Source organism: Fervidobacterium pennivorans DSM 9078, assembly GCF_000235405.2.
In the GTDB taxonomy this organism is placed as follows: domain Bacteria; phylum Thermotogota; class Thermotogae; order Thermotogales; family Fervidobacteriaceae; genus Fervidobacterium; species Fervidobacterium pennivorans.
This window is the reverse complement of record NC_017095.1, coordinates 21,471-44,143: the sequence shown is the minus strand read 5'-3', so window position 1 is coordinate 44,143 and position 22,673 is coordinate 21,471. Positions and strand designations below refer to the sequence as shown.

Sequence of the window (22,673 nt, the reverse complement as noted above, 5' to 3'; positions counted from 1 at the left end):
TCCTTAGCTTTCTTAATTTATCAGTATCCCTTAGTTTCTCTCTTGATTACGATTTCTATTTTTCTATATTTTGCACGTGTTTGCTCAACGTCTTTATAGTATTTCTGAGTAAGCTCTGTCCGCCGTCTCTGGTATTCCTCTATAGATATTTTACCACTTTCGTAATCTTTTTGCAGCTTTGACATGTCGTAGTCGTAGTTCGCCTTTATGGATTTAAGTTCTTTGTTTACATCGACATCCCCTTTTCCAATTGGAACAAATCTATCAGGCGAATAGAAATAATCAATATCGAATAATCCGGATCTTATTTCAGCATATCTTAAAGCATACCTTTTTTGCTTTAATTCCGTTAGCATGAAATTCACTACTGAAGAAGCACGTGCACTACTAAGATGCCAGTTCGATGGATAAATGGAGTCTGGGGTTGTCGGTCTGTCATCCGCGTATCCTCTAACCTCGATAATGTTCGATGTATGCTCCAGAATTATAGCACCTAGTTTCTCAATTATTTCCTTAGCTTCAGCTGTTAGTCTTGCGCTACCTGTTTCGAAAATCTTAAAATTAGTCAATGTGATTAGTATTCCTTCATCTCGTTCTTCGATAGTTACCTTACCTTTGTATTCCTCAGATATTCTTAACAGTTCCTGATAAACACCTGGCTTTGAAGATATAAGCGCTTCTTCGCTCATGGTCTGCCCACCAGTTAAGACACTAGGCGGATTACCACTCAAAGCTAAGGTCAAACCAACTACCACCTGTTGGAATTTTCCAGGGCTCAAACTTGACATTGAAAACAATAGAACAAAGAATGTAAGCAGCAAAGTAACCATGTCTGCGTATGTGTTCATCCACGCCGGCATCGAAGGACAAACACATTTTTGTTTCTTTGCCATCAGGCACCAGCTCCTTGAACTTGTGCTTCGTACTTAACCTTCTCAGCGATTGGTAGATACGATTTCAATTTCTCTTCAAGCACCCTAGGGTTCTCTCCAGCCTGTATAGACAACACACCTTCCAAAATCATTCTTCTGGCAACTTCTAAATCTGCCGCACGTCTCGCTATTTTTTCTGCTACCGGAAGCCCCACGATGTTGGCAAGAATAGAACCATACAACGTGGTTATAAGTGCAACCGCCATAGACGGGCCTAATGTCTCTGGGTTATTCAAACTCTTAAGCATCTGGATAAGCCCAACAAGAGTTCCTATCATTCCAAATGCTGGACCAAACGTTCCAAGTGAATCAAAGAATCCCTTCTGGTCCATCATTTCTGCTGTTGCCATCTCAATTTCTATCTCCATCATGGACTTCAGAACTTCCGGTTCAGTTCCATCGACAACTAATTGAACAGCTTTCTTCAGAAATGGATCCTGAATTTCTTCCAAATTCGCCTCAAGTGACAACAGCCCTTCTCTTCTTGCTTTTTCTGAGAACGAAACCAGTGTTCTTAAAGTTCCTATGTAATCAATTTTTGGTTCCTTTATAGCATTCATTATCACTTTAACAATTCCGAAAACAACATTCTTCTTGTTTGCAGTTATAGCAGCTGAAATTGCCCCACCCACAGTGATAATAACAGATGGTATGTTTATAAATGTCGCAAAATCACCAGAACCGCTAATGATACCATATATCATCATACCAAAACCTAAAACAACACCGAGTAAAACGGTAATATCCATTATTCCTCACCTACCATCGGAGGTAAGAATATCTTCCTTTTGTATTCCATAACACGATTAACGACTTCTTGAACAGGCTCAAGAACTATGTACTTTTTACCATTGTATAAGGTTATGGTGGTATCCGGATTGGCTTCAATTTTTTCTATGTATTCAGCGTTCAGATAGAACTCTTTCCCGTTCAGCCCTGTTAGTTTTATCAATTTTTTCACCCCTTATGGGTTTCAGATTATTTTACCTGATTATCTTCTGAGGTTCACCACTTCTTGGAGTATTTGGTCAGCTGTGGTTATCGTTCTTGCGTTTGCTTGGAAACCTCTTTGGGCTATTATGAGTTTGGTGAACTCTTCGGAAAGGTCTACGTTGGACATTTCTAGTGCACCTGCAACAAGGGAACCAAACCCACCCTTGCCAGGTTGACCAATACGTGCTGTTCCGCTGTTTGCGCTTTCTCCATACAACGAATTGCCAAGCTCAAGCAGACCTGCAGGGTTATTGAATGTTGCAAGTGCAACTCTTCCAAGAACGTCAACCAAACCGTTGGTGAAGGAACCAATTATGTCTCCGTTTTCAGAAATTGAGAATGATTCAAGCACTCCTTGAGCGTTACCGTCTTGTGATTTAACAAACGCATCTGCAAGTGCGGCAAACTGGGTCATGCTATTCATATCGAGCTTTATTTTTACGATACCATCACCATTTTCACCTGCATTGAACATGATGGCATCAATGTTTTCGCCTTCAGATATTCGTCCAGTACTTGGATCAAAGGAATTAACACCGAGTAGTCTTCCTGTTTTATCGAACCTCAGTACTCCAAAGCTGCCACCGGTAATTTCAGTGCCTGTATCGTAGTTTGAAAGGTATTTTATGTTTTCCCCTGTTGCGCTTCTAATTCTGAACGCCCAAACATTCTCTTTATCGCCGTAAACTGATGCTAGTTTGACAAAATCAATGTACAACGTGTATGGGTTCCCAAGTGAATCGTAAACTTGGGTTGATGTTGTATAGAATGGTGATTTGAACGAAACAACAGAGAAGTTGGTTGGATTATCCGCTTCGTAGAACCTTGGTTCACCAGCGCCAGGAATAGTTAGTTGGTCAACTTTCGATGGCTGATACACAACATCTTGATATGAATTTCCACTTAAAAGATTTGCATCGTATATCGTGTTACCTCCGTTTAACAAAAGCACATTGTATGTTCCAATCGCATTTCCTGTCACAGAATCTCTAATCACTCTCACGACTCCATATTTTCCTTGTGTGTATTCAAAGCTTATTTTTCCATTTCCGCCATCATCAATTGCTGTCACAACTTCTGAACCAAGAGTTTTTCCATTGACAACCACACGCACTCTGTATTGCCTACCTGCAACAAGATTTGCATCTGTTAAGCTCTGTGTTCCTGCACTGTTTATGTCTTGCGGGGCAATCCCAGCAACTAATGTTCCATCAAGGTTTTCAATAACGTATTGAACTGTATAGTTTCTTGTAAGTTGACCTGCAGTGGTTGATGCAACGTTCGCACTATCAAGTTCCAAATCAAGTGGAGCCACTTCCTGGGTAGAAGCTGCTATTTCCACAAAGTAAGTTTGCCCGTCAATAAGTTTTTCACTGGCGATTGCCTCTGTGACGCTTCCATTAAGCACGTTTCGAGAAAGTGTATCCACTATTCTTCCTTGGCTATCCCTGATAATGAACAAGTAATTTCCATCTTGCTGTTGGATTGGTTCTGTAAGTGTAATAGTACCACTTGAAGCCGTTCCAGAAAGTTTTTGCTTAATAGCTCCAGCACTCACAACATTCCCAAATTTGTCAAACTTAATATAGATTTTCCCATCAATCTTATCGTCCAAGTTTGCATCTATCTTACCGAGATATATTTGATAGTCACTGAATGTATCCTGGAGTCCTCCAAAGTCTCTTTCAAATGTGACTTTTGTGTTGATAGTCCTACCACCGTATCCATTTATTGCAATAACAAACTTCTCAGGTCCTACCCTTGCATCAAGGTTCCCTGCCAATGTCATTCTTGATGTCTGTTTTGCAGCCATGCTGAGGCCAGCTGATATTTGAATACTACCTATTGGTTTGTTGGTATCAACGTATCTTCTTCCACTTGTGGGGTCTACTTCTGCAACCCATCCTTGGAGTTTCAAACCTGTTGTTGGTTGGACGATGGTTCCGTTGAGGTCTAAATCGAAGTTACCCGCTCTTGTGTAAAAATACCTCTGACCATCGGAAAGGATAAAGAATCCTTCACCTTGAATTGCCAAATCTGTTTTCTTTCCAGTGTTTTGGAAACTTCCCTGATTCATTATCTTGTCAATAGATGCAACACGAATACCATACCCAATTTGTTTTGGATTCGTTCCACCTGTTCTATCGGTTGCTCTTCTGGACATATCAAGAATCTGAGAAAAGTTAGTTGCATAGGTGACCCTTGCACCTTTGAAACCTATCGTATTAACGTTTGCAATGTTGTTACTTACAACGTCAATTTCTTGCTGGAAGCCCTGAAGCCCCGAAACACCACTGTAAAGAGACCTCATCATATATCCTCACCCCTACGCATAGATTTCTGATATTTCTGAAATTTCGTATATCTTGCTATTTACAACAACATTGATTTTGTTCCCGTCAAATTGAACACCAGAAACTACACCACTTTCAACACTTGGAATTTCTTCGTAATCTCCGTTACCTGTCAGCTTTAGTATTTTAAAAGTGTATTTTCCATCCTTTACTTTCATCCCGTTCTCATCTTTTCCATCCCATGCGATTAGCTGCATTCCAGCATCAACGTTTCCAAGCTTTTGTTCTTTTATAAGCTTACCGTTTTGATCAAAGATTCTAACAACTATCGTTGCTGGAGTGTCCAATTTGAATACCTTAGTTTCCGGTACCCCATCTGACACCGTGATTGTGTTTGTCTTGACAACAGCAGTCTTTCCTATCATGGAAACTGCTTGCGTTCTATAAAGCTGAGCTGCGGTATCTACGAACTGTTGGACCGATTTACTCATGTTCATTATCTGTTCGAGGGATGAAAGTTGAGACATTTGTGCTATGAAATCTCTATCCTTCATTGGTTCAAGAGGGTCCTGGTTTTTAAGTTGTGTAATAAGCAACCTCAAAAAGGCTTCTTTGTCCATATCTTTTTTTGTCGTTCTTTCAGCCACTTGAGAGAAGAGATTAGCCGTTGCGTTCACGTTCATTATCATCTTCCATCACCTCTTCACTGAATGCCTTTCTTTTATTTTCATGATTTTGTTCTCCATGTTTTTGGTTTTGCTGGTTCTGGTAGTGTCTTGCGTCTTCGTGATAGCTACTTTCTTCTTTCATCTTCACTTCCATGTTCCTCACATCGAAATCTAAAGCTGTTAATCTATCTCTCAGTATGCCGATGTTTTTCTCGAGTAACTCTTTGCTTTTCTCGTTTTCCGCAACAAAGACGATGGTTATCGCTTTTCCTTCTTTTCTGAGTTCAACATCGATGTTTCCCAGTTGCTCAGGATATAGTTTCATCCTTACGTTTTCTTCCAATCTATTCGAGAATCCGAAATCTCTAATTTTTTTATAAATTTCTTCGAGGTTCTGGGAATGCTGTAAACGTTCTACAAGTTCGAACCTGTTATTAGTTTGGTAGGTCTGATCGGTTTTAGCCTCAGATGATTTGTAAGTCAACTCTGCAAGTCTTTCTAAGAACTTGTTTGAGATATTTGGGCGTTCTTGAAATTCTTCTTTCTTACTTTCTTCTTTCATCTTGTACTCAATTTCGAATGACTTTATTTCTAATTTATTCTTCGACGCCTGGGCTATTCCATTCCTAAACTCTCGAGCATCGTATTCTTCCTTAGCTAAGCTTTCTGTATTTCGGGAATCACTTTGCCAGTCACTATGAACTTGCTCTACCACATCTTTTTCAATCTTCGATTGAAACGCGTTTGTAAGGAGCGTTTTATCCCCAACTTTTAAAGAATTTTCGCTGTCGATGCTTTCAATGTTCTCCATGGTTTGGTTGTCGTATATTTTAGGTTTTTCTGCTACAATATTTTTAACAAGTTCAGCTGCGAAAATCATCTGACCATTGGTGAGCTTTGGGTCAGCTGAGTTTACCGTTTCTACAACTGGGGCTTTTTCATTTTTGTTTTCCAAATCACCAATCGTTCGTAAGTGCTCAGAAGTGATTACCTTTATGGAATTAATCATTTGCAGGATGTTATCATCTACACCTTTATTAGAGCTCTTCTTGCTACTATTATCATTCAAAACTTTCTGTGAATTTGTTTGAACTATTGGGAAAGATAATACCTCTTGTGAACTGACTTTTTGCGTTCTTTCAGAATATCCTTTTTCAACAACGGTCAGTGGTATATCGGCTTGAATCTGAAATGTGAAATTCTTCTTTTGCTCTGTCTGAACCTGGACTATTTGATGAAAACTTAGAGCGTTTTGTCCAGCATGGTTTACGTTTGATAAACTCGCGCTGACTGCTTGTTGTTTTTGGATAATACGTGAAATCTCAACAGTAAGAGCGTTAAGTATCTGTGATTTGTTACTCAAATCAGTTCTAAAGTTATCTTTATTAGTTGTTACTATAGTTGTAACTCTGTTCGGGATTCCAACCTCTCTTTTTTCTCTTTCCTCGGTCCCTGCATCAACGAACTTATCTCCAGAACTCAATGAATCTTTTTGAACATTCGCTCCAGGTATTGTTTGAGAATTATTAACTAACATCCCAGAATTTGAACTTTGAAAAGCTAAGCCTTTCAAAACATTTTTTGTTTCCATCGATTCGTTCTCAACACCGAAATTTTGGTAAATATTTAATGTTTTGTTGCCATCTTTTGAAGTGTTTGGAACATTGCTGGCATAGTTACCCTTTGCTTCAGCTGTGTTTTCGATTACCTGCTGCGGTTGTTTTGATTGCGGAGCTTGGTATGATTTCACATCTTGGAAGGCTCTTGATGCTTGAGACTGAGATGATGTACGCCATTCGTTATACGTTTTGCTATTAGGCGATTGTTCACTCAAATGACTAACTTGCCTTTTCCCAGTTAGTTCCCCTGTCGATTTACTTGCTCGAATTGACTGGTCTGGTTGGTTTGGTTGTAGAGAACTGTTTGGTTTAGTTGTTTGTTCTTGTTTGTTTGATGCCATAGTTGGTTCTACAAGGGCATTTTCAGTGCTGGACGTCTTTTGTAAGTTAGAGAGATATTCAGTACCATCGTGGACAGTAGCGTTTTCCTTTCCATTGTTGTTTTGGATTTTCGCACTGGCATCCACAACGGTAATTTTCTTTTCGTTTTCTTTTGGAACTTTCGGAGAGAATTCTTCTATAAACTTTTGTTTTAGTTCTGAAGCCGTTTCTTTGTTCTCTTTGTTGAGAACAAGAGACTCATTGTTTTCTTGTGTACCTCTTATAACTTCCGCATTCTCCGTCACAGGCAGTGTAGTATCTCCATAATCCTGTGTGCTTTTCTTTGAATCATCATAACTTACTTCCACAATTGCTTCTGCAGGCTTCAAACTGTCCAGTGGCTTATCCTCTTCATGTTTAGTCATTAACTGTGTTTTGTTTAGCAATTTAAAATCGTCCTTTTCTATTTCTGCTCCTTTCAATTTTCCTTTTACATTATCAAGCTCTCTTTCAATTCCATCACCGGCAGTTATTTCTTTAACCTTTCTTTCGCTTAGACCGTCCGCATTTTTAAGCGTTTCTTCCGACCTTTTTACATCCTGTTTTGGAAGTCCGTTTGTAGATTTTTGTGTTGAACTTTCGTTGATCGGATTACTCTCTACTTCGCTTTTTGAAAGCTCTTCAATAACTCTTTGGAGAATCTTTTCAAAAGATTCTCCATTTTGGGAATTCTTGTTTATTTGAGAGAGCACATCTTGTATCTTTTCAGAATTGCCGAGAATCTTCGTAAGGTTAATCAGATCTATCAAAATCTCGCCCCCAAGTTCAATACTTCGATAAAGAGCTCTTCATTTTTGTCTTTTATATCTTTCAACAACCTGATTCGTGTCTGATCATCCACATTTGATAGGATGTAAAGCACCAAATCTGGTTTCTTGCTTATCTTTTCAACCATACTCCATATCTCTTCGTATGGCATGTCAGACAGATACGCTGAGAGTCCTTTTCTAAAACCGTCAATGGTCACTATTTGAGCTTCGTATGAAACTATTTCGTGTATCTTCTCTTCTAAATCTTGTATCTTGTTTTCTAAATCACTAATTAACTGATCCACACCACCCATCTTTTCAATAACTTGAGCTGCTTTCACAGGGTTAACTGATGTAAGTTCTTGGACTAACTCTGCTCTTGTGTCCGCTGGTAGTTTGGAAAATACCAGTGCAAGCGTCTCGACAGACATGTTATCTGCATTCATCAATCTTCTAAGTTGCGCTGGTTCAGAGTTGAGGAATGTATCCACAATATCCTGTAAGCGTTTCAATGTCGTAGTATCCTCAACCTTGTTAAGTTCTTCTTTTAACCTTTGTTCTTTCCAATTGTTCTCAACGGTTCTTAAAGCTTCCAAGAGCTTATCGATTTGAGCTTCTTTTTGGGCTAAGAGCCTATCTTTTTCTTCAAGTTCTTTCAATTTGGCATCTAATTGTGAAGCGTATTCTTCGTATGCTTTTTCAAAATACTCCTTTGCAGTGAAAACACTAATCGGTTCATATTGAATAAAGTTCTTTACAAAAGGAATTTTGGAAAATAAGTATCCAAAATAATTCCTCCATGCCTGAAAAGTAGAGGCTTGCTGACCGTATATCTGACTTACGAGAAAGGAAGAATAACCGTAAAAAAATAGTAGACCAATTAAGAGAACTCCAAAGATTATTCCTAATATGATAAACAAAGCCTTTTTTGATTTCATCACTCCACCTCCATTTCAATATTTCTTTTGTTTTGTACATTTTTCCTAAGTGTGAAAAGTTTTTATTAAAAGCAAAAGGGTCGGCGTATTAGCCGACCCTTTTGTTTCTCTTTGCGAGGATAATCTATTACTCTTCAGCTTGCTGTTCGAGATATTTCTTGCGTTCTGCTATTATCTTTTCTTGGATGTTTGGTGGAACGATATCGTATTTTGCAAATCTCATAGTGAAGTAACCTCTACCACTTGTGATGGATGATAATCTGCTTTGGAAGTCAAGCATTTCCGCTAAAGGAACTTCTGCTTTGACAACGGTCATGCCTTTTCCAGCAGGTTCCATACCCATTGGTCTTCCTCTTCTGGAGCTAATATCACCCATGACATCTCCTGCGTTTTCATCTGGTGTAAAGACTTCGACATACATTACAGGTTCCAGGAGAACTGGTCTTGCTTGTTGCATACCTTTCTTGAACGCCTGAATTGCCGCAATTTGGAACGATATATCTGAAGAGTCAACTTCGTGGTACGAACCATCAAAGAGTGTTACCCTAACGTCAACAACAGGATATGCTGCGAGAACCCCTTTTTTCATAGCTTCCCTGATACCTTTTTCAACAGACGGAATGAAGTTTCTTGGTATGACTCCACCAACGATTTTGTCAACGAATTCGAATCCTGCACCTCTTTCGAGTGGTTCTATTTCGATTTTGACGTGACCATATTGACCGTGTCCGCCGGTTTGCTTTTTGTGTTTGTGTTCAGAAATTGCCTTTGTTGTTACTGTTTCTCTGTAAGCAATCTTTGGTTTTCCGACTTCAACATCAACACCAAATATGTTCTTCAGCCTTTCGACCATAACATCAAGATGCATACCACCGATACCAGAGATAACAGTTTCGGAAGTTTCTGGGTCAAATTCCCATGCAAACGTTGGATCTGAATCTGCCAATCTGCTCAAACCGTTGCTAATTTTGTCGATATCTGATTTCGATTTCGGATTGACACTCTTTGAAATCATCGGTTCTGGATAAACCGGTGGAACTATCGTGAGTTTTCTGTCTTTGTGTGTCAAAGTATCTCTAACGGAACTTTCCTTGAGTTTCGGTAGAACTACAACGTCACCACATGATGCTTCTTCAACTTCGTACGTTTCCTTTCCCTTTGCAAAGTAAAGGTGACCAACTTTTTCTTGAGAACCTCTGGTCACATTGACAAATGTATCTCCTGGTTTTAGAACACCAGAGATTACTTTGATGTAGCTTAATTTTCCAACGAATGGGTCGACAACAGCCTTGAATGTATATCCAACAAATGGGTCTGTTTCAGAAGCCAAAACTTCCACTTCATCTCCGCTTTCAAGTCTTGCTTTGTAAGGTTTTGCGTCGAGTGGGGATGCTCCAATGTTATTTATTGTTCTAAGTAATATATCAACACCTATATTCTTTTCAGCGGAACCTGCCAAAACTGGAACTATTTGTCTTTCTATGAATCCCTTTCTAAGAGCTGCCCAGAGTTCTTCTGGTGTGATAGGTTCTTCTGCGAAGTATTTTTCCATAAGAGCATCGTCAAGAGAAACGATGTCCTCCAGTATGGACATCTTTATTTCTTCCACTTTATCCTTAACTTCCGCCGGAATTTCTGTTTCTTTTGCTTTACCATTTTCGTAAACGTATGCTTTTCCGGAGACGAGGTCAACCACACCTCTGAAGCTTGCTTCCGCACCAATCGGGTAAACTATTGGTACAATCTTTGCCTCAAAGCGTTCTTTGAGAGAGGCAAGTGAATTATCAAAACTTGCTCTTTCTTTGTCCATCTGGTTGATGAAAACCATAATCGGTTTTTCCATTTCTGTTGCAATTGCCCATGTTCTCTCCGTTTGGATTTCCACACCTGCAACAGCGTTAACAACACTAACAACGTTTTCGGAAACAAAAATAGCACTAATGACTTCACCTATAAAATCGCTGAAACCTGGAGTGTCAATCAGTGTAATCTGTTTGCCTTCGAACTTGAACGTTCCAACGTGTGAATTTATGCTTGCACCTCTCTGTGCTTCTATTGGATCAAAATCAACCTCTTTCTTTGTTACGTTCATACCACCAAGGTTAAGAGCTGTCACCATCAAAGCAGATTTTCCAGAACCGTTGTGGCCTACCAAAGCCACCGTGCGTTTGTCCTTCGCAACCATGTCCCCACCTCCGTATGTGATAAAAAAATGTCACTGTGGTATATTTTACCAGAATATTTCGGATTTTCAAACCCTATATTTTGCTTCCAACTTTTTCAATCCGATAATGGATGTAGATACTTCCCTTAGAATTCAAAATATGCGTTTTTTCAAGGCGTAACAAGAATTGCTTATCTATATTCGAAAAAAGGTTCAATCCATCAGGCAGGATTATCGGTTCTATCGTCAGATGTAAGTCCGTCACCATTCCAGATTTCAAAAATTGTGAGAAAACCGCTTGCCCACCGATAACGCACATGTCCGTGAAACCTCTCTCGAAGAGTATTTTCACCACATTGTTTACGCTCCCATTTAGTACCAAATCAGGTGCTTCGCACCTGAAATGCGCTTTCGAACTCAAAACAACATTGTATCTCCCTGGTAACTTTCTGCCGATTGCTTCGTATGTTTTCCTCCCCATTACGACAACACCAGATTGGGTTGTTATCTCTTTGAAAAGTCTTTTATCTTCCGGACTCCCCCACTCAATTCTGTCATCATCGGAAATAGCGATTGTGCCACGTATATCTGTTACCGCCAGTAACCTAATCTTCGTATCCATCACCGTTCCCTTCTTATTTTTCCCAAGCTAAATTTTAACACGAGAATGCAAACAAAAAAAGCGGTACCCTCTTCGGGTACCGCCTTGATTTGCTTTGTTTTGCGAACAGATTAATATTCTGGCATTTCAGGAATAGAACCTTTCTTTTCTTCTGGCTTTTCAACTACGAGTACTTCCGTTGTGAGGAGCATTCCAGCAATGGAAGCTGCATTCTGGAGTGCGCTCCTTGTAACTTTTGCTGGGTCGATTATACCGCGTTCATACATGTTGCAGTATTCACCTTTGAGAGCATCGAAACCGTATGCTACATCATCTTTGCTAAGGACGTTGTGGACAATAATTGCACCATCGTAACCAGCGTTGAGAGCTATCTGTTTAATTGGTGCCTCGAGTGCGTTGTAGACAATCTGTGCACCAAGTTTTTCATCGCCTGTCAGTTCGTTGAGGAGTGGTTCAATGGCTTTTCTTGCTCTCAAGAGTGTAATTCCACCGCCAGGAACGATACCTTCTTCAACAGCTGCTCTTGTTGCGCTGAGTGCGTCTTCGATTCTGTGTTTCTTTTCTTTGAGTTCGGTTTCTGTTGCGGCACCAACTTTGATAACAGCTACACCACCAGCAAGTTTTGCCATTCTTTCCTGGAGTGTTTCTTTTTCGTATTCGCTTGTTGTTTGCTCGATTTGGGCTTTAATTTGAGCAATTCTCTTTTTGATTTCTTCTGGTTTACCCTTTCCACCAACGATTATCGTTTCATCCTTCTTCACCCTGACAACATCTGCTCTACCGAGGTCCTGGAGTGTGAGGTCTTCGAGGTTGATTCCAACTTCTTCGCTTGCAACGATACCACCTGTCAAGATAGCAATGTCTTGGAGCATCGCTTTCCTTCTGTCACCAAAGCCAGGAGCCTTAACTGCCACTGTGTTGAGCGTTCCTTTGAGTTTGTTGAGAACAAGCGTTGTAAGAACTTCTCCTTCAACATCTTCTGCAATGATTACAAGTGGTTTACCAGTTTGAGCAACTTTTTCAAGGATTGGGATAAGTGGTTTTACGTTTGAAAGTTTTCTGTCTGTGATGAGTATGAATGGTTCATTGTAAACAACTTCCATCTTTTCTGGGTCTGTTACAAAGTATGGTGAGATGTAACCTCTGTCGAACTGCATACCTTCTGTGAATTCAACGTATGTGTCTATTGTCTTGCTGTCTTCAACTGTGATGACACCATCTTCTCCGACTTTTTCCATCGCTTCTGCAATGAGCTTACCAATCTCTTCACTGTTTGCACTGATAGCAGCAACGTGTGCAATATCTTCTGTACTTGAGAGTTTCTTAGAAATCTTTTTGATTTCTTCTACAACTTTTGCCACAGCCTTATCGATTCCACGTTTCACAAGGATTGGGTTTGCACCTGCCGCAACCATCTTGAGACCTTCTTTAATCATTGCCTGAGCAAGAACAGTAGCTGTTGTTGTACCGTCACCAGCAACATCGTTTGTCTTGCTTGCCACTTCTTTAACAAGTTGAGCTCCAAGATTTGCGAATTTGTCCTCAAGTTCTATTTCCTTTGCAATAGAAACTCCATCATTAGTAATTGTTGGGCTTCCCCAAGATTTTTCAATAACGACGTTCCTACCTTTTGGACCAAGCGTAATCTTTACAGCATTTGCAACCGCATCAACACCAGCTTCGAGTGCTCTTCTTGCTTCTTCACTGTATTTCAACAACTTTGCCATATCTCACACCTCCTCTGTTTTTTATTTTATTCTTCTATTTTTGCAAGGATGTCGTTTAAATCGATCAAGATGTAGTCTTCGTCATCAATTTTAATCTCTGTCCCTGAGTATTTGTTGTAAATTACCTTGTCACCAACTTTAAGTGTGCAATCTTCTGGAAGCTTTCCAACTTCAACTATCTCAGCCTTCATCGGTTTTTCTTTGGCAGCATCTGGAAGAACTATTCCACCTGCTGTCTTCTTTTCTTCAATGATGGGCTTTATCAAAAGCCTTTCACCAAGCGGTTTTACCTTCATACTCTAACCCCCTCCTGTCACGTGATAATGTTAACTAAAAGTATTGAAACTTTCCAAAAACCGCATTATCCTTATAAAGAGGGGACACCCCCCAACCAACTCTCGACAAAGGAGGTATCCCGATATGAACAACTCAACGCTCTCTTGTCCAAAATGCGGTTCCACCAGCTTATACAAAAACGGTCATGACAAATACGGTAACCAACAATTCCTTTGCAAACTCTGCCATCATTCTTTCAAACTCTCCCATTCTCAAAAACGCAAAAACTTCCCTTTCCCTTATCCCAAATGCACTTCTTGTGGTAAATCTATGCAAATTTACAAAGTCCGTCGCTCTTTCGTTGTCTTCCGTTGTAGAGCTTGTCGTACCAAAGATAGAGTACCTTTTAACCTCCCCGAACCAGTCACCCTTATTCCTGAGAAATTTAAATATTTCCGCTTCCCTATCTTTTTCGTCTTAAAGGCTTTTGTTTTGTATATGAAACACAATATGTCTTATCGCTCTCTTGCTCATTCTCTTAATATCAAAGTATCTCATGTCACCATATACAAATGGGTTATTAAATTGTGTACTTTATTCTCTGTACTTTTTCCAACATTTACCATCGAAAATGTTTTCTCAGTTCATGCTGATGAAACTGTTCTTGTGTTCAAAGAACAAAAGTACTATGTTTGGCTATTAGTTGATCACGAAACTAACTTAATTCTTTGTTGGCATGTCTCAAAGTATCGTGATATGGGACAAGTCAAAGTATTGCTCGAGAAGTTCTTTGGTAATTCAAAACCTAGAAACATTGAACTTATTACTGATGGACTTGGTGCATATGAAAGTGCAGTAAAGCTGTTGTTCAGAAATATCAATCACGTAGTGGTACCGCTCGGTAAAAACAATCAATGTGAATCTAAGTTTTCATTGTTGAAAGACTTTTTCCGACTCAAGCGAGGGCTGAAGAATACGAAGAACTTAGCGAAATATATTCAAGGATTTTGTGTAGTGAAGAATCTTTGGAAAACGCACAATGGCAATATCAATCGCATTCTTTCACAATTACACTCTTTCATCACTACAAGTTAACACTATCGTCACGTTTTTTGTGTTAGATTATCACTCTTATATTCCGTGTGCTAATTTTAGTATAACAGAAAAATTGAATATGTGAATAGCCATAATTCGAAGCTAATACCGTTTACCTAGATTTAGAGACAAAAAAATGTAGTTTTCTTATTTTTTCTCATCATTTTGCAGAAGTTACACTAAATAAGGTAACACTTAATGTTGGGTGACAAAATAAAGGGCTGCAACGGGAAAAAATAAAAGCCCTGGTTTATTTCCAGGGCTCAAGTGGATTAGTTTTGGTGGAGCCGATGGGACTTGAACCCACGACCTCTACCGTGCCATGGTAGCGCTCTCCCAAGCTGAGCTACGGCCCCACAAGTTAGCATAGTACATTACTTCTAAGTCCGCATTGTGCATCAGAATTATATCACCCTGTCGAAAAAAAATCAAGAAGTTTTTTCCAAAGGATTTTTTCATAAAATGTTAAATGAAATTCTGAAATCGGAGGTTTAAATGCATATAAGAGTCCGGACGGAAGAGTCGCCAAAAATTAGGAAGAAGCACGCCTTAGATAGAATAAGAAAGTGGAGAAATTCACAGTGCTGAAGAAAAATGAAAAACATAGTGCGGAGGTGTGCACGATGAAATATCTTCATACTAAAAAATGGTTCGGCTGGTTTGCGAAAAAGACATCTGATTATTTTCGCCAACTAAGAACTCATATTTCTTATTCAGTGTTTCTAATTGTCGTGTTTCTTACTATACTCCTATCTTCATGTACCTCAAACCAATCAACCTCTGATAGTCCAAAGTTCAGTATAGTATACCCTGAAACAACGGTAGTAAATACGAACATTACTATCTCGGTACAGCCACTGGAACCTGGATTGACAAATATCCGCATCAAGTTAAAAAATGCCGATAGTCAAGTCTATGAAGAAGCGATTCTCGTTCAAAAATACCCTTATGAAATTCCTTGGGTTTTCAAAAAACCTGGTATCTATTCTTTGGTTGTTGAAGGATATTCGATTACCGAAAATAGATGGTATACAGCAAACGGAACGATAACTGTCTACGACGTAGTTCCGCCTATAATAGAGGAAGTTCAGATTTTGCCGGAACGACCTTACGTTGGTGACGAAATAATGCTACAGCTGAAGGTTAAAAGTCAGAATCCGGTAGTGACTTATTACATAGATGGTAAAACCAGTGACAGTGGCTGGATAAATCAAACACTTGTTGAAAAAGCAGGATATGTGTACAAAAAACTCTCACCTATCACTGCACCAGGAAAAGTTGAGCTTTTCTTAAAAACCGAAGCCTATAATATGGAAGATGCCACCAAAGTGACTTTCGAAGTCAACCAAGTCGATAGAGTAAAACCTGTTATCAATGTATTTACAAAGACCTTTTATCCGGAAAACTCTGACATCAGTTTCGAGGTAAAATTCTTCGACGACCAGGAGTTAAGCAGTTATCAAATCGAGTTTGATGGAGAAGTTATCGAAGAAGGTTCGATAAGAGATAAAACATTTGAAAAAGCCGTGCGAATAGGAAAAAGGGAGCTTGGAACTCATACGTTGAACATAAATGTGAAAGACAAAGAAGGTAATCCTGCTTACTATTCAAAAAGAATCTACGTCGGTTCTGCTGCACTCAGTTTTGCCGTTGAGGTCAGTCCTGAAAATCTTACGGCAGGTGGGACAGCTGTTATCGCGCTTGTGTCCCAGGAAACGAACGTGAATTATACAAAGATTGTCTTTTTTGTGGATGGTAAAGCGATTGATACAAGCATTGGTTCTGAAGGAAAAGAAGCAAAACGCTTTACTCTCTGGGATGTAGAAGAGGGCTCACATGTCATTACAATTTACGCAGAATCGGACGATAATAGAGGTGGAATCGCTGAAACGATAGCGAGTGTACCGGATTACAACGGTCCAAAGTTTGTATCTTTAACAGCAAACGATGCTGAACTAAAAAAAGACCAGCCTGGATACGTCTTCCCAGGGCTTGTGACGTTCAAGATAAAAGTATACGACCCAGGTGGGATTAACACAGGCGTGAAACCGAGGTTGTTGATAAGGGAAAATAATTTCGATTACTATTACAGAGATCTGCTAATGGATGCAGAAGAGATCTCATCAGACGGAAAAACAGTAGTCTTCTCGGTGACGACAACAATGGGATTAGGGTACTATTACATAACCGTTTTGAATGTTCAGGACCTATCCGGAAATGTGATGCGCGATATTGGTACTTTCCTCTTGTACGTGCAATAATAGCTGTGTTTAACCAACATAAAAGAAAAAAACAAAAGAAGGTGGTTAGCAGTAAGAAAGTATTTTACCTCCTGCGAAAAGCGGAAAGGTAAGGCTATAGTATCGGTCTCAGTTTTTTGTAACCTGGTTTAACCTCAAAAGGTTGAAACTCTCTTCAAATTCCACAAGGAGGTGTTGTTATGAAAAGTCGATTGATATTTTGGATGACTTCGTTGCTTTTAGTTTTCGCTTTTGCTGAAGTTGGTTTTTCCACGCTCAATATTTCTGGACTGTGGGCAGGCAATATATTCACCAAAACTATTCCCGACAAATATGGTCCTGCAATCATAGCCAAAAACGGTGGAAACTTACTTTTCCTTGCAAAAGACGGTGCACTTTACGAGATTACGATGGCAGGAGCAGTTAACCCAAAAGGTCAGCCAAGCGAAATCACAAACATCGTTGCACCACCGACATATATCACTGATAGCTCTAATCAATACATTATCTACACCACAGCGCAAGGAACGGCGCAAAATAAACTAGTTGTGCATAAATTTGGTTCAGGTTCAGGCGGAACAGTAAAGTCAACAAGTATTGATAACGCAGCTTACGGTGTAAATGCGTATTTATCTGGTTCAAAAATAGTTATATTTACAGGAACGATGCACGGAACATTGTACAAAGTAGAGTATGATACTTCAAGTAGTAATTTCGCAGTTCCAACCACTGCAAACCTTGCTGGCCCAATCAAAATTCCTCCTGTTCTCAGTCCTTCCAAGACGGAACTCTACGTTCTTACACAAAATGGTAAGTTTTACACAGTAGATGTGTCCACCATGAATGCTAGCCTGAAAATAGAGCTCGGTGGCGATTTCACAACACCAATGGCGATGGATGAATCCGGATTTTTGTATGCGCTCAGCAATGATGGGATTATCTACAAAATCGACCCATCCGGTAGTGAAAACCACGCAAGATTTTTGTCCTCTGCAAATTCATCTGGACCACTCATTGATGGCGATGGGATTATATACATATTCGGAGATAACGGCAAAGTTGTTGCTTTGAACAGCAATTTATTAAAACTTGGGGAATACACAATAGGTCAGCAGATAACGACAACACCTGCTATCGTTAAAGGCATTGATGGTGTTACTTATCTCATAATCCCCTCATCTACAACAGGGGCTGGAAAGATAACGATTCTGTCGTTTGATGCTGTTACAGGCGTGTTCACAAAGGTATGGGAATACGCTGTTCCAAGCACATTCCCAATAAGTGCCGCGGTAAACGTTGCGCCACTTGGTGCACTGTATGGCGATAATTACTATTTCGTGACAGCCACAAACGATGGCACTGTTTATGCATGGCAATTTAATGCAAGAGGTCCATACGGAATTTGGGCAAAGTATGGACAGAATATAAATAACACAGGCTTTATCGATTCAACTGCAATCGCGTTTAAAACGAAAATATTCTTGATAGCAAAAGAAGGTTACTATGGAAGAGAACTCTCTGGCTCGTTGCTTGGTTCTACAATTTCTTATGGTCTACTTTACGATGCTAAAGTTGTTGATGCTAACAACACCGTTGTAAACACCTACACAAATTACAGAACAAACGAAACAAACCTTGCTAAGGTAATTGAAGGTGTACCGGGTTCACAAAAACTTGTAGTCAAATTCGCAACACCAACTGATGCAAAACTTCTGATAGGAAGATACGTAACTCCTAGTGGTGGTATTTCACTTTCAAAAGATTCAACATTTAAATTCAAATTCTGGAAAACAGGTCCGAATGATTACGAAGGAAGTGAGGGGGACAACCCGGCTACAATAACGTTCCGCTATAACGACAGAAAACTGGAAATTTTTACCGACGCTACTTATACGTTCTATGTGTATCATAAATACCCACTACAATCTAACTCTGAAGCAGCGATGACCAAGGACTTTTTCTTTGATTACAACTCGTTCAGGAACAATCCTGATACAGCTGTTGCAATAATAAATGCAAGTCCCACACACGCTGGTAAGACCTTCTTCGCATATAAATGGAACGTCTACACTTGGAATCCGAGCGAACCAACCGGGTACACAAAAAAAGTTTATTATGATCAAGACAGTGTAAAACTACCTCTTTCTGGTCCGGCTTATCTTGAAATCTTCTACGCAGAGCTTAACGCAACTGTCACACTCTTACTTCCGGAATTCGCATATGGAAAAACTCGAGCCTATTTGTTCCTCGATGCGGCACCAAATTCTATAGCGGAAACGATAAAATTAACAACGCTGAAGGGTATAACCATAGATAGGATTGTTTCGCAAGAATATGCACCAGAAGTTACTAAATTGGAAAACTTGAGTTCTGTGGATTCAAACTTTTTACAGATAGTGTTGAGCAGTTTCGAACGACCGTTAACAGACACTACAAGGGTTGCTACTATTGCTCTGAACTTAATGTTCCCAGAAAAGGTGCGGTTCACGGGTGTGGATAGCGCTTACTACATGGAGTTCTTTGACCTGTATGGTTACGCACAAACCCAAGGTCAAAACGTCGAACCAGAATTATTGAGAGCTAAGAGGTCGTTTAGGACAAACAAATTCTTATACGTTGTTGGTGACTTCAACGAAGATTTTGTTGTTGATATAAATGACTGGAATATGTTTGTCTCTAAACTTGGCAGTACTGTAGATGGAGCCGATGTTATTTACAATATAGGTCCTCGTGATGACTTTATTCCTCCATATCCGGATTATGATAGCTACAGAGCTGGTTATCTAACAGATACTACAAATAAGGTAGATGACTATGACTTGTACTACTTTGCGAGTATGTTCGGCTTTGCAGTTCCAGCTTCTGAACGTGTGAAGTAACTACCCACGAGAAAAGAGAGGTGATTAGTATGAAGAAAACGATAATTTTGATTGGCGTGCTCTCTTTGTTGGTTGTGCTCTCAAGTTGTAATATCTTTAATCCGGGTTCAAACACCTCATCACCAAAGGTGAAGACAACTGTTAATATTATCGATCCTTACGGAAATAAGCTATTTGTTGATGGAACGATTAATAATTTCCCATTGAAAGCTGATAAAAATGGTGTTTACGTCGAAGCAAAGATAAATGCTGTTGAGAAGTATTCATTCAAAGAACCAATTGACCAATTGTTCACTGTGAAATCAGTGGATTTCGACGGTAAGGAGGTTAACATCGTTCTTGAGAAAAAGGCTTCAAAAGGTTATGGAATCTTCAGAACAGCGGATGGTAAACTTATGTTCTACGCATTCGGCTATGCAGATACACCTTACTTCCAAATCTGGCTCAAAGATAGGCTCTCAAGTCATACATATGTTCGTCTCAACGAAAATCAAACGCTTCTGGCAGGTGGCTGGCTTATCGGTGTTGGAAAAGGCGTAGGTAAAGAAGGACTGAACAGATCACCAGATGAAATTTATGTTAAGTTAGAAATTCCAGCAACATCCGCACCTAGAATTGAAAGATTCGAAAAAATTGATGTGAAATAATTTCGCATAAACGTCTGAAGAAATCGTTAAGTTAACAACAACCCCCAGGTTCCTATGGACTTACCCCCGAAAGTGGGACAGATAAAAAAGTATATTATTAACTTTTCAGATGGCATGACTTCGGTACTCTACTGAAGTCGTGCCTTTTAATTTAATCTGATATCTTTCTTCGTTGTAAAACCTTATATATTCTTCTATCAATTTCTTGTATTCTTCTTCCGTCTTTTCTCCATGTATTTTTACTACCTCTTCTTTGAAATGACTAAAAAAGCTTTCTACTGGTCCATTATCTTGTGGTAATCCTTTCCTTGGCATACTTTGGATTATTCCTTTTTCATTTAGTTTCTTTACTGTCAATATATGTGTAAATTGAAATCCTCTATCTGTATGAAATATACTTCCTTCTTTATATTTCCCACTTTGCAGCCATTCATCTATCACCTTATGTGCTAATTCCATATTATTACTTTTGCTTACTCCATAGCTGACTATTTCATTGTTGTATAAATCTTGAATTATCATTAAGTACAATTTCCCTTCTTCTGTTTTTATTTCTGTTATATCACTTACAAATTTCTCGTACTTACTTTTACTTTTAAAGTTTCTTTTAAGCTTGTTATCACTTACATACTGTGTTTCTTTTGTCGCTTTTCTTATGTAATTTTTCCTTCTTATCCTCGCATATATACCCATCTCTTTCATTAATCTGTATACCTTTTTGTGATTTACTTTCTTTCCTTCTCTTTTCAATACCATTGTTATTCTTCTATATCCGTAAATACCGTTGTATTTAAAATATATCTCCTTTATATTTTCTTTCAATTCCTCATCTTTATCTTCCTTATTTATCGTTCGGTAATATGTACTTCTTGATATATTTGCTATTTCACACAATAACTTAATACTGAAGTCTTTGCTTAGTTGTTTGATTACTTCAATCTTTGTTTTTTTTTATCTTTTTCTTCAAGCATTTTTTCCATCATTAATTTCAAATATGCATTCTCTGCCCTTAATCTTTCCATCTCTTCTTCAAGTGTTTCTTTCTTTGGTTTTCCCTTTTTTAGTTCTACCTTTCCGTGAGTAATATAGTTCTTTATCCACAACTTTACTCTACCTTCATCAATACCTAAAAGCGAAGCAATAGTCTTTTTTGGAAGATGTTCAATAAAATAGAGTCTTATGACTTCTTGTTTTAGTTCAGAAGGATACTTTTTGAATTTTTGTCCTTTCTTTGCCAAAGAAAACACCCCCTTGATGGTTATATTTTACCACTTCGGGGGTGTTTTTTTTCCTGTTTCATTATTGGGGTTCAGTGCACCTACCTGGGGGTTGTTTAATAGTACTCACTTTACTTTTCCTGTCTTCAAACTTACCAATTCCATCGAAATAAAGATGATTAACGGCACAAGCAATGCCAAAAAGATGTTCCGTTCTATTATCACTCCCATAAGTATGCTAACAATACTACCTCCAAGCGATGTAAAGGCATATGTTGCACCGTTGAACAATGTGAGGTGTTCTTTCTTTATCCTCACAAGCGCGTTCTTTTGTATGTAAGGGAAAAGTGGACCAAATAAAAGACCGGAAAGAGCAAAGAAGAGAGGATTTCTTAACCAAAAGAACAAAAATATGGTAAATCCCAAAATTACCGTATTTGTTCTTAAGAGTAATGGAATAACTTTTTCTAAGTAATTTGTAAAGAATCTGCTCAGGGTAAATGTTAACCAAAATAATGCATAAGCAGTATAAGAGGAAATAATGACATCTTTCATAACCACCCCAGCCCACGTTATCACACCTATTTCAACAGAGGAGTAAAGTATGAGAAGTGACAAGAATATTAAAAAATCTGCGTTTCTAAATGCATTCGATATCCCTCTTAGCGAGAATGCACCTTGCACACTGTGAAGTACTGGGAATGTTTTTATAACTGTGTAAAAGACCAATAGTAGAAACATCATCGCATACATTAGATAAACGTCTCTGAAATCACCAAGATTTCTCGTCGCCCAAGTTATACAAAATGGCGCAAGCATTCCTCCAAGTCCATAAGCTCCGTGGTAAAATCCAAAATTAGGATTTTTAGCTTGCGAAAGAAGTGTTGTCGAACTTGTGAATCCGAATCCTGTTGAAAGTCCAAATACAAAAAGCCCAAGGATTGAAAGTAAATAATTGCCGGAGAAAGCAACTATAAGAGCACCTACGATTGTTAAAGAGTAACCTGTAAGTAACGCCCGTTTGATGCCCAGTTTGTTGAGAAAAATACCTGTGAAGATGTTGGAAATCACAGTACCCGCCAAAGAAAAGAATGGTAAGAAAGAAGATAGCGCTATCGAGATGTTAAAAAATTCCCTAAACGAACTTAACAACGGCGGCATTGAGTTTAAAACAAGTGAATAAGAAAATATTACAAGCATAGGATAAAGATTCTCCAAATTACTCACTCCTT

18 protein-coding genes and 1 tRNA gene are annotated in these 22,673 nt (G+C 39.0%); 4 read left to right on the top strand and 15 right to left on the bottom strand.

Translation table 11 applies throughout. The annotated features are described in order from the left end of the window. Positions 1-20 precede the first annotated feature (20 nt). The 11 genes from FERPE_RS00185 to groES all read right to left on the bottom strand — a co-directional run bounded on the left by FERPE_RS00185 (position 21) and on the right by groES (position 13,383). A complete protein-coding gene (locus FERPE_RS00185; protein WP_014450667.1) occupies positions 21-893 on the bottom strand; it encodes a flagellar motor protein MotB in 873 nt (290 codons plus the stop codon). Continuing rightward, entirely contained in the window at positions 893-1,681 is a 789-nt protein-coding gene (locus tag FERPE_RS00180; RefSeq protein WP_014450666.1) for a motility protein A, read from the bottom strand. Before FERPE_RS00180 ends, FERPE_RS00185 begins: the two co-directional genes overlap by 1 nt. Next, on the bottom strand, positions 1,681-1,884 hold the full coding sequence (locus FERPE_RS00175; protein ID WP_014450665.1) for a flagellar FlbD family protein: 204 nt from the start codon (positions 1,882-1,884) through the stop codon (positions 1,681-1,683). The genes FERPE_RS00180 and FERPE_RS00175 overlap by 1 nt, the downstream gene beginning before the upstream one ends. Before the next feature lie 39 nt (positions 1,885-1,923). Beyond that, positions 1,924-4,239: a flagellar hook-basal body complex protein gene (locus tag FERPE_RS00170; RefSeq protein WP_041262742.1), complete on the bottom strand. Its 2,316-nt coding sequence runs from the start codon at positions 4,237-4,239 to the stop codon at positions 1,924-1,926. A 12-nt stretch (positions 4,240-4,251) separates the two neighbouring features. Beyond that, positions 4,252-4,908, bottom strand: a complete 657-nt coding sequence (locus FERPE_RS00165; RefSeq protein ID WP_014450663.1) for a flagellar hook assembly protein FlgD — start codon at positions 4,906-4,908, stop codon at positions 4,252-4,254. After that, positions 4,880-7,636 carry a flagellar hook-length control protein FliK gene (locus FERPE_RS00160; RefSeq protein ID WP_014450662.1) on the bottom strand — a complete coding sequence of 919 codons (2,757 nt, stop codon included), beginning with the start codon at positions 7,634-7,636 and terminating at the stop codon, positions 4,880-4,882. Before FERPE_RS00160 ends, FERPE_RS00165 begins: the two co-directional genes overlap by 29 nt. Beyond that, positions 7,633-8,574, bottom strand: a complete 942-nt coding sequence (locus FERPE_RS00155) for a coiled-coil domain-containing protein (RefSeq protein ID WP_014450661.1) — start codon at positions 8,572-8,574, stop codon at positions 7,633-7,635. The genes FERPE_RS00160 and FERPE_RS00155 overlap by 4 nt, the downstream gene beginning before the upstream one ends. Before the next feature lie 127 nt (positions 8,575-8,701). Next, positions 8,702-10,759 (bottom strand): elongation factor G, encoded by a 2,058-nt coding sequence (gene fusA / locus FERPE_RS00150; protein WP_014450660.1) that lies wholly within the window; start codon positions 10,757-10,759, stop codon positions 8,702-8,704. 73 nt (positions 10,760-10,832) lie between these two features. Next, the gene (locus FERPE_RS00145) at positions 10,833-11,360 is read right to left on the bottom strand and encodes a dihydrofolate reductase family protein (protein WP_014450659.1); all 528 of its coding nucleotides are present in this window, start codon (positions 11,358-11,360) and stop codon (positions 10,833-10,835) included. A gap of 110 nt (positions 11,361-11,470) precedes the next feature. Then, positions 11,471-13,087: a chaperonin GroEL gene (groL, locus tag FERPE_RS00140; RefSeq protein ID WP_014450658.1), complete on the bottom strand. Its 1,617-nt coding sequence runs from the start codon at positions 13,085-13,087 to the stop codon at positions 11,471-11,473. 26 nt (positions 13,088-13,113) lie between these two features. Then, a complete protein-coding gene (gene groES / locus FERPE_RS00135; protein ID WP_014450657.1) occupies positions 13,114-13,383 on the bottom strand; it encodes a co-chaperone GroES in 270 nt (89 codons plus the stop codon). Positions 13,384-13,507: 124 nt separating this feature from the next. Here groES and FERPE_RS10515 point away from each other — a divergent pair, with 124 nt between their 5' ends. After that, complete coding sequence (locus FERPE_RS10515) at positions 13,508-14,458, top strand: DDE-type integrase/transposase/recombinase (protein WP_011993230.1); 951 nt, start codon at positions 13,508-13,510, stop codon at positions 14,456-14,458. A 279-nt stretch (positions 14,459-14,737) separates the two neighbouring features. Here FERPE_RS10515 and FERPE_RS00125 read toward each other — a convergent pair. Beyond that, positions 14,738-14,814 (bottom strand) — tRNA-Ala (locus tag FERPE_RS00125). Positions 14,815-15,081: 267 nt separating this feature from the next. Between FERPE_RS00125 and FERPE_RS00120 the strand changes: the two genes are divergently transcribed. The 3 genes from FERPE_RS00120 to FERPE_RS00110 all read left to right on the top strand — a co-directional run bounded on the left by FERPE_RS00120 (position 15,082) and on the right by FERPE_RS00110 (position 20,224). Further along, entirely contained in the window at positions 15,082-16,719 is a 1,638-nt protein-coding gene (locus FERPE_RS00120; RefSeq protein WP_014450656.1) for a hypothetical protein, read from the top strand. A gap of 179 nt (positions 16,720-16,898) precedes the next feature. After that, positions 16,899-19,577 carry a PQQ-binding-like beta-propeller repeat protein gene (locus FERPE_RS00115; protein ID WP_014450655.1) on the top strand — a complete coding sequence of 893 codons (2,679 nt, stop codon included), beginning with the start codon at positions 16,899-16,901 and terminating at the stop codon, positions 19,575-19,577. A gap of 29 nt (positions 19,578-19,606) precedes the next feature. Then, positions 19,607-20,224: a hypothetical protein gene (locus FERPE_RS00110; RefSeq protein ID WP_014450654.1), complete on the top strand. Its 618-nt coding sequence runs from the start codon at positions 19,607-19,609 to the stop codon at positions 20,222-20,224. A 105-nt stretch (positions 20,225-20,329) separates the two neighbouring features. Here FERPE_RS00110 and FERPE_RS00105 read toward each other — a convergent pair whose 3' ends face one another. The 3 genes from FERPE_RS00105 to FERPE_RS00095 form a co-directional block, all read right to left on the bottom strand. After that, positions 20,330-21,118, bottom strand: coding sequence for an IS3 family transposase (locus tag FERPE_RS00105; protein ID WP_245530414.1), 789 nt, complete (start codon positions 21,116-21,118; stop codon positions 20,330-20,332). A gap of 35 nt (positions 21,119-21,153) precedes the next feature. Then, positions 21,154-21,462, bottom strand: a complete 309-nt coding sequence (locus FERPE_RS10665; protein ID WP_245530413.1) for a helix-turn-helix domain-containing protein — start codon at positions 21,460-21,462, stop codon at positions 21,154-21,156. Positions 21,463-21,567: 105 nt separating this feature from the next. Then, positions 21,568-22,668 carry an MFS transporter gene (locus FERPE_RS00095; RefSeq protein ID WP_425357274.1) on the bottom strand — a complete coding sequence of 367 codons (1,101 nt, stop codon included), beginning with the start codon at positions 22,666-22,668 and terminating at the stop codon, positions 21,568-21,570. Positions 22,669-22,673 lie beyond the last annotated feature (5 nt).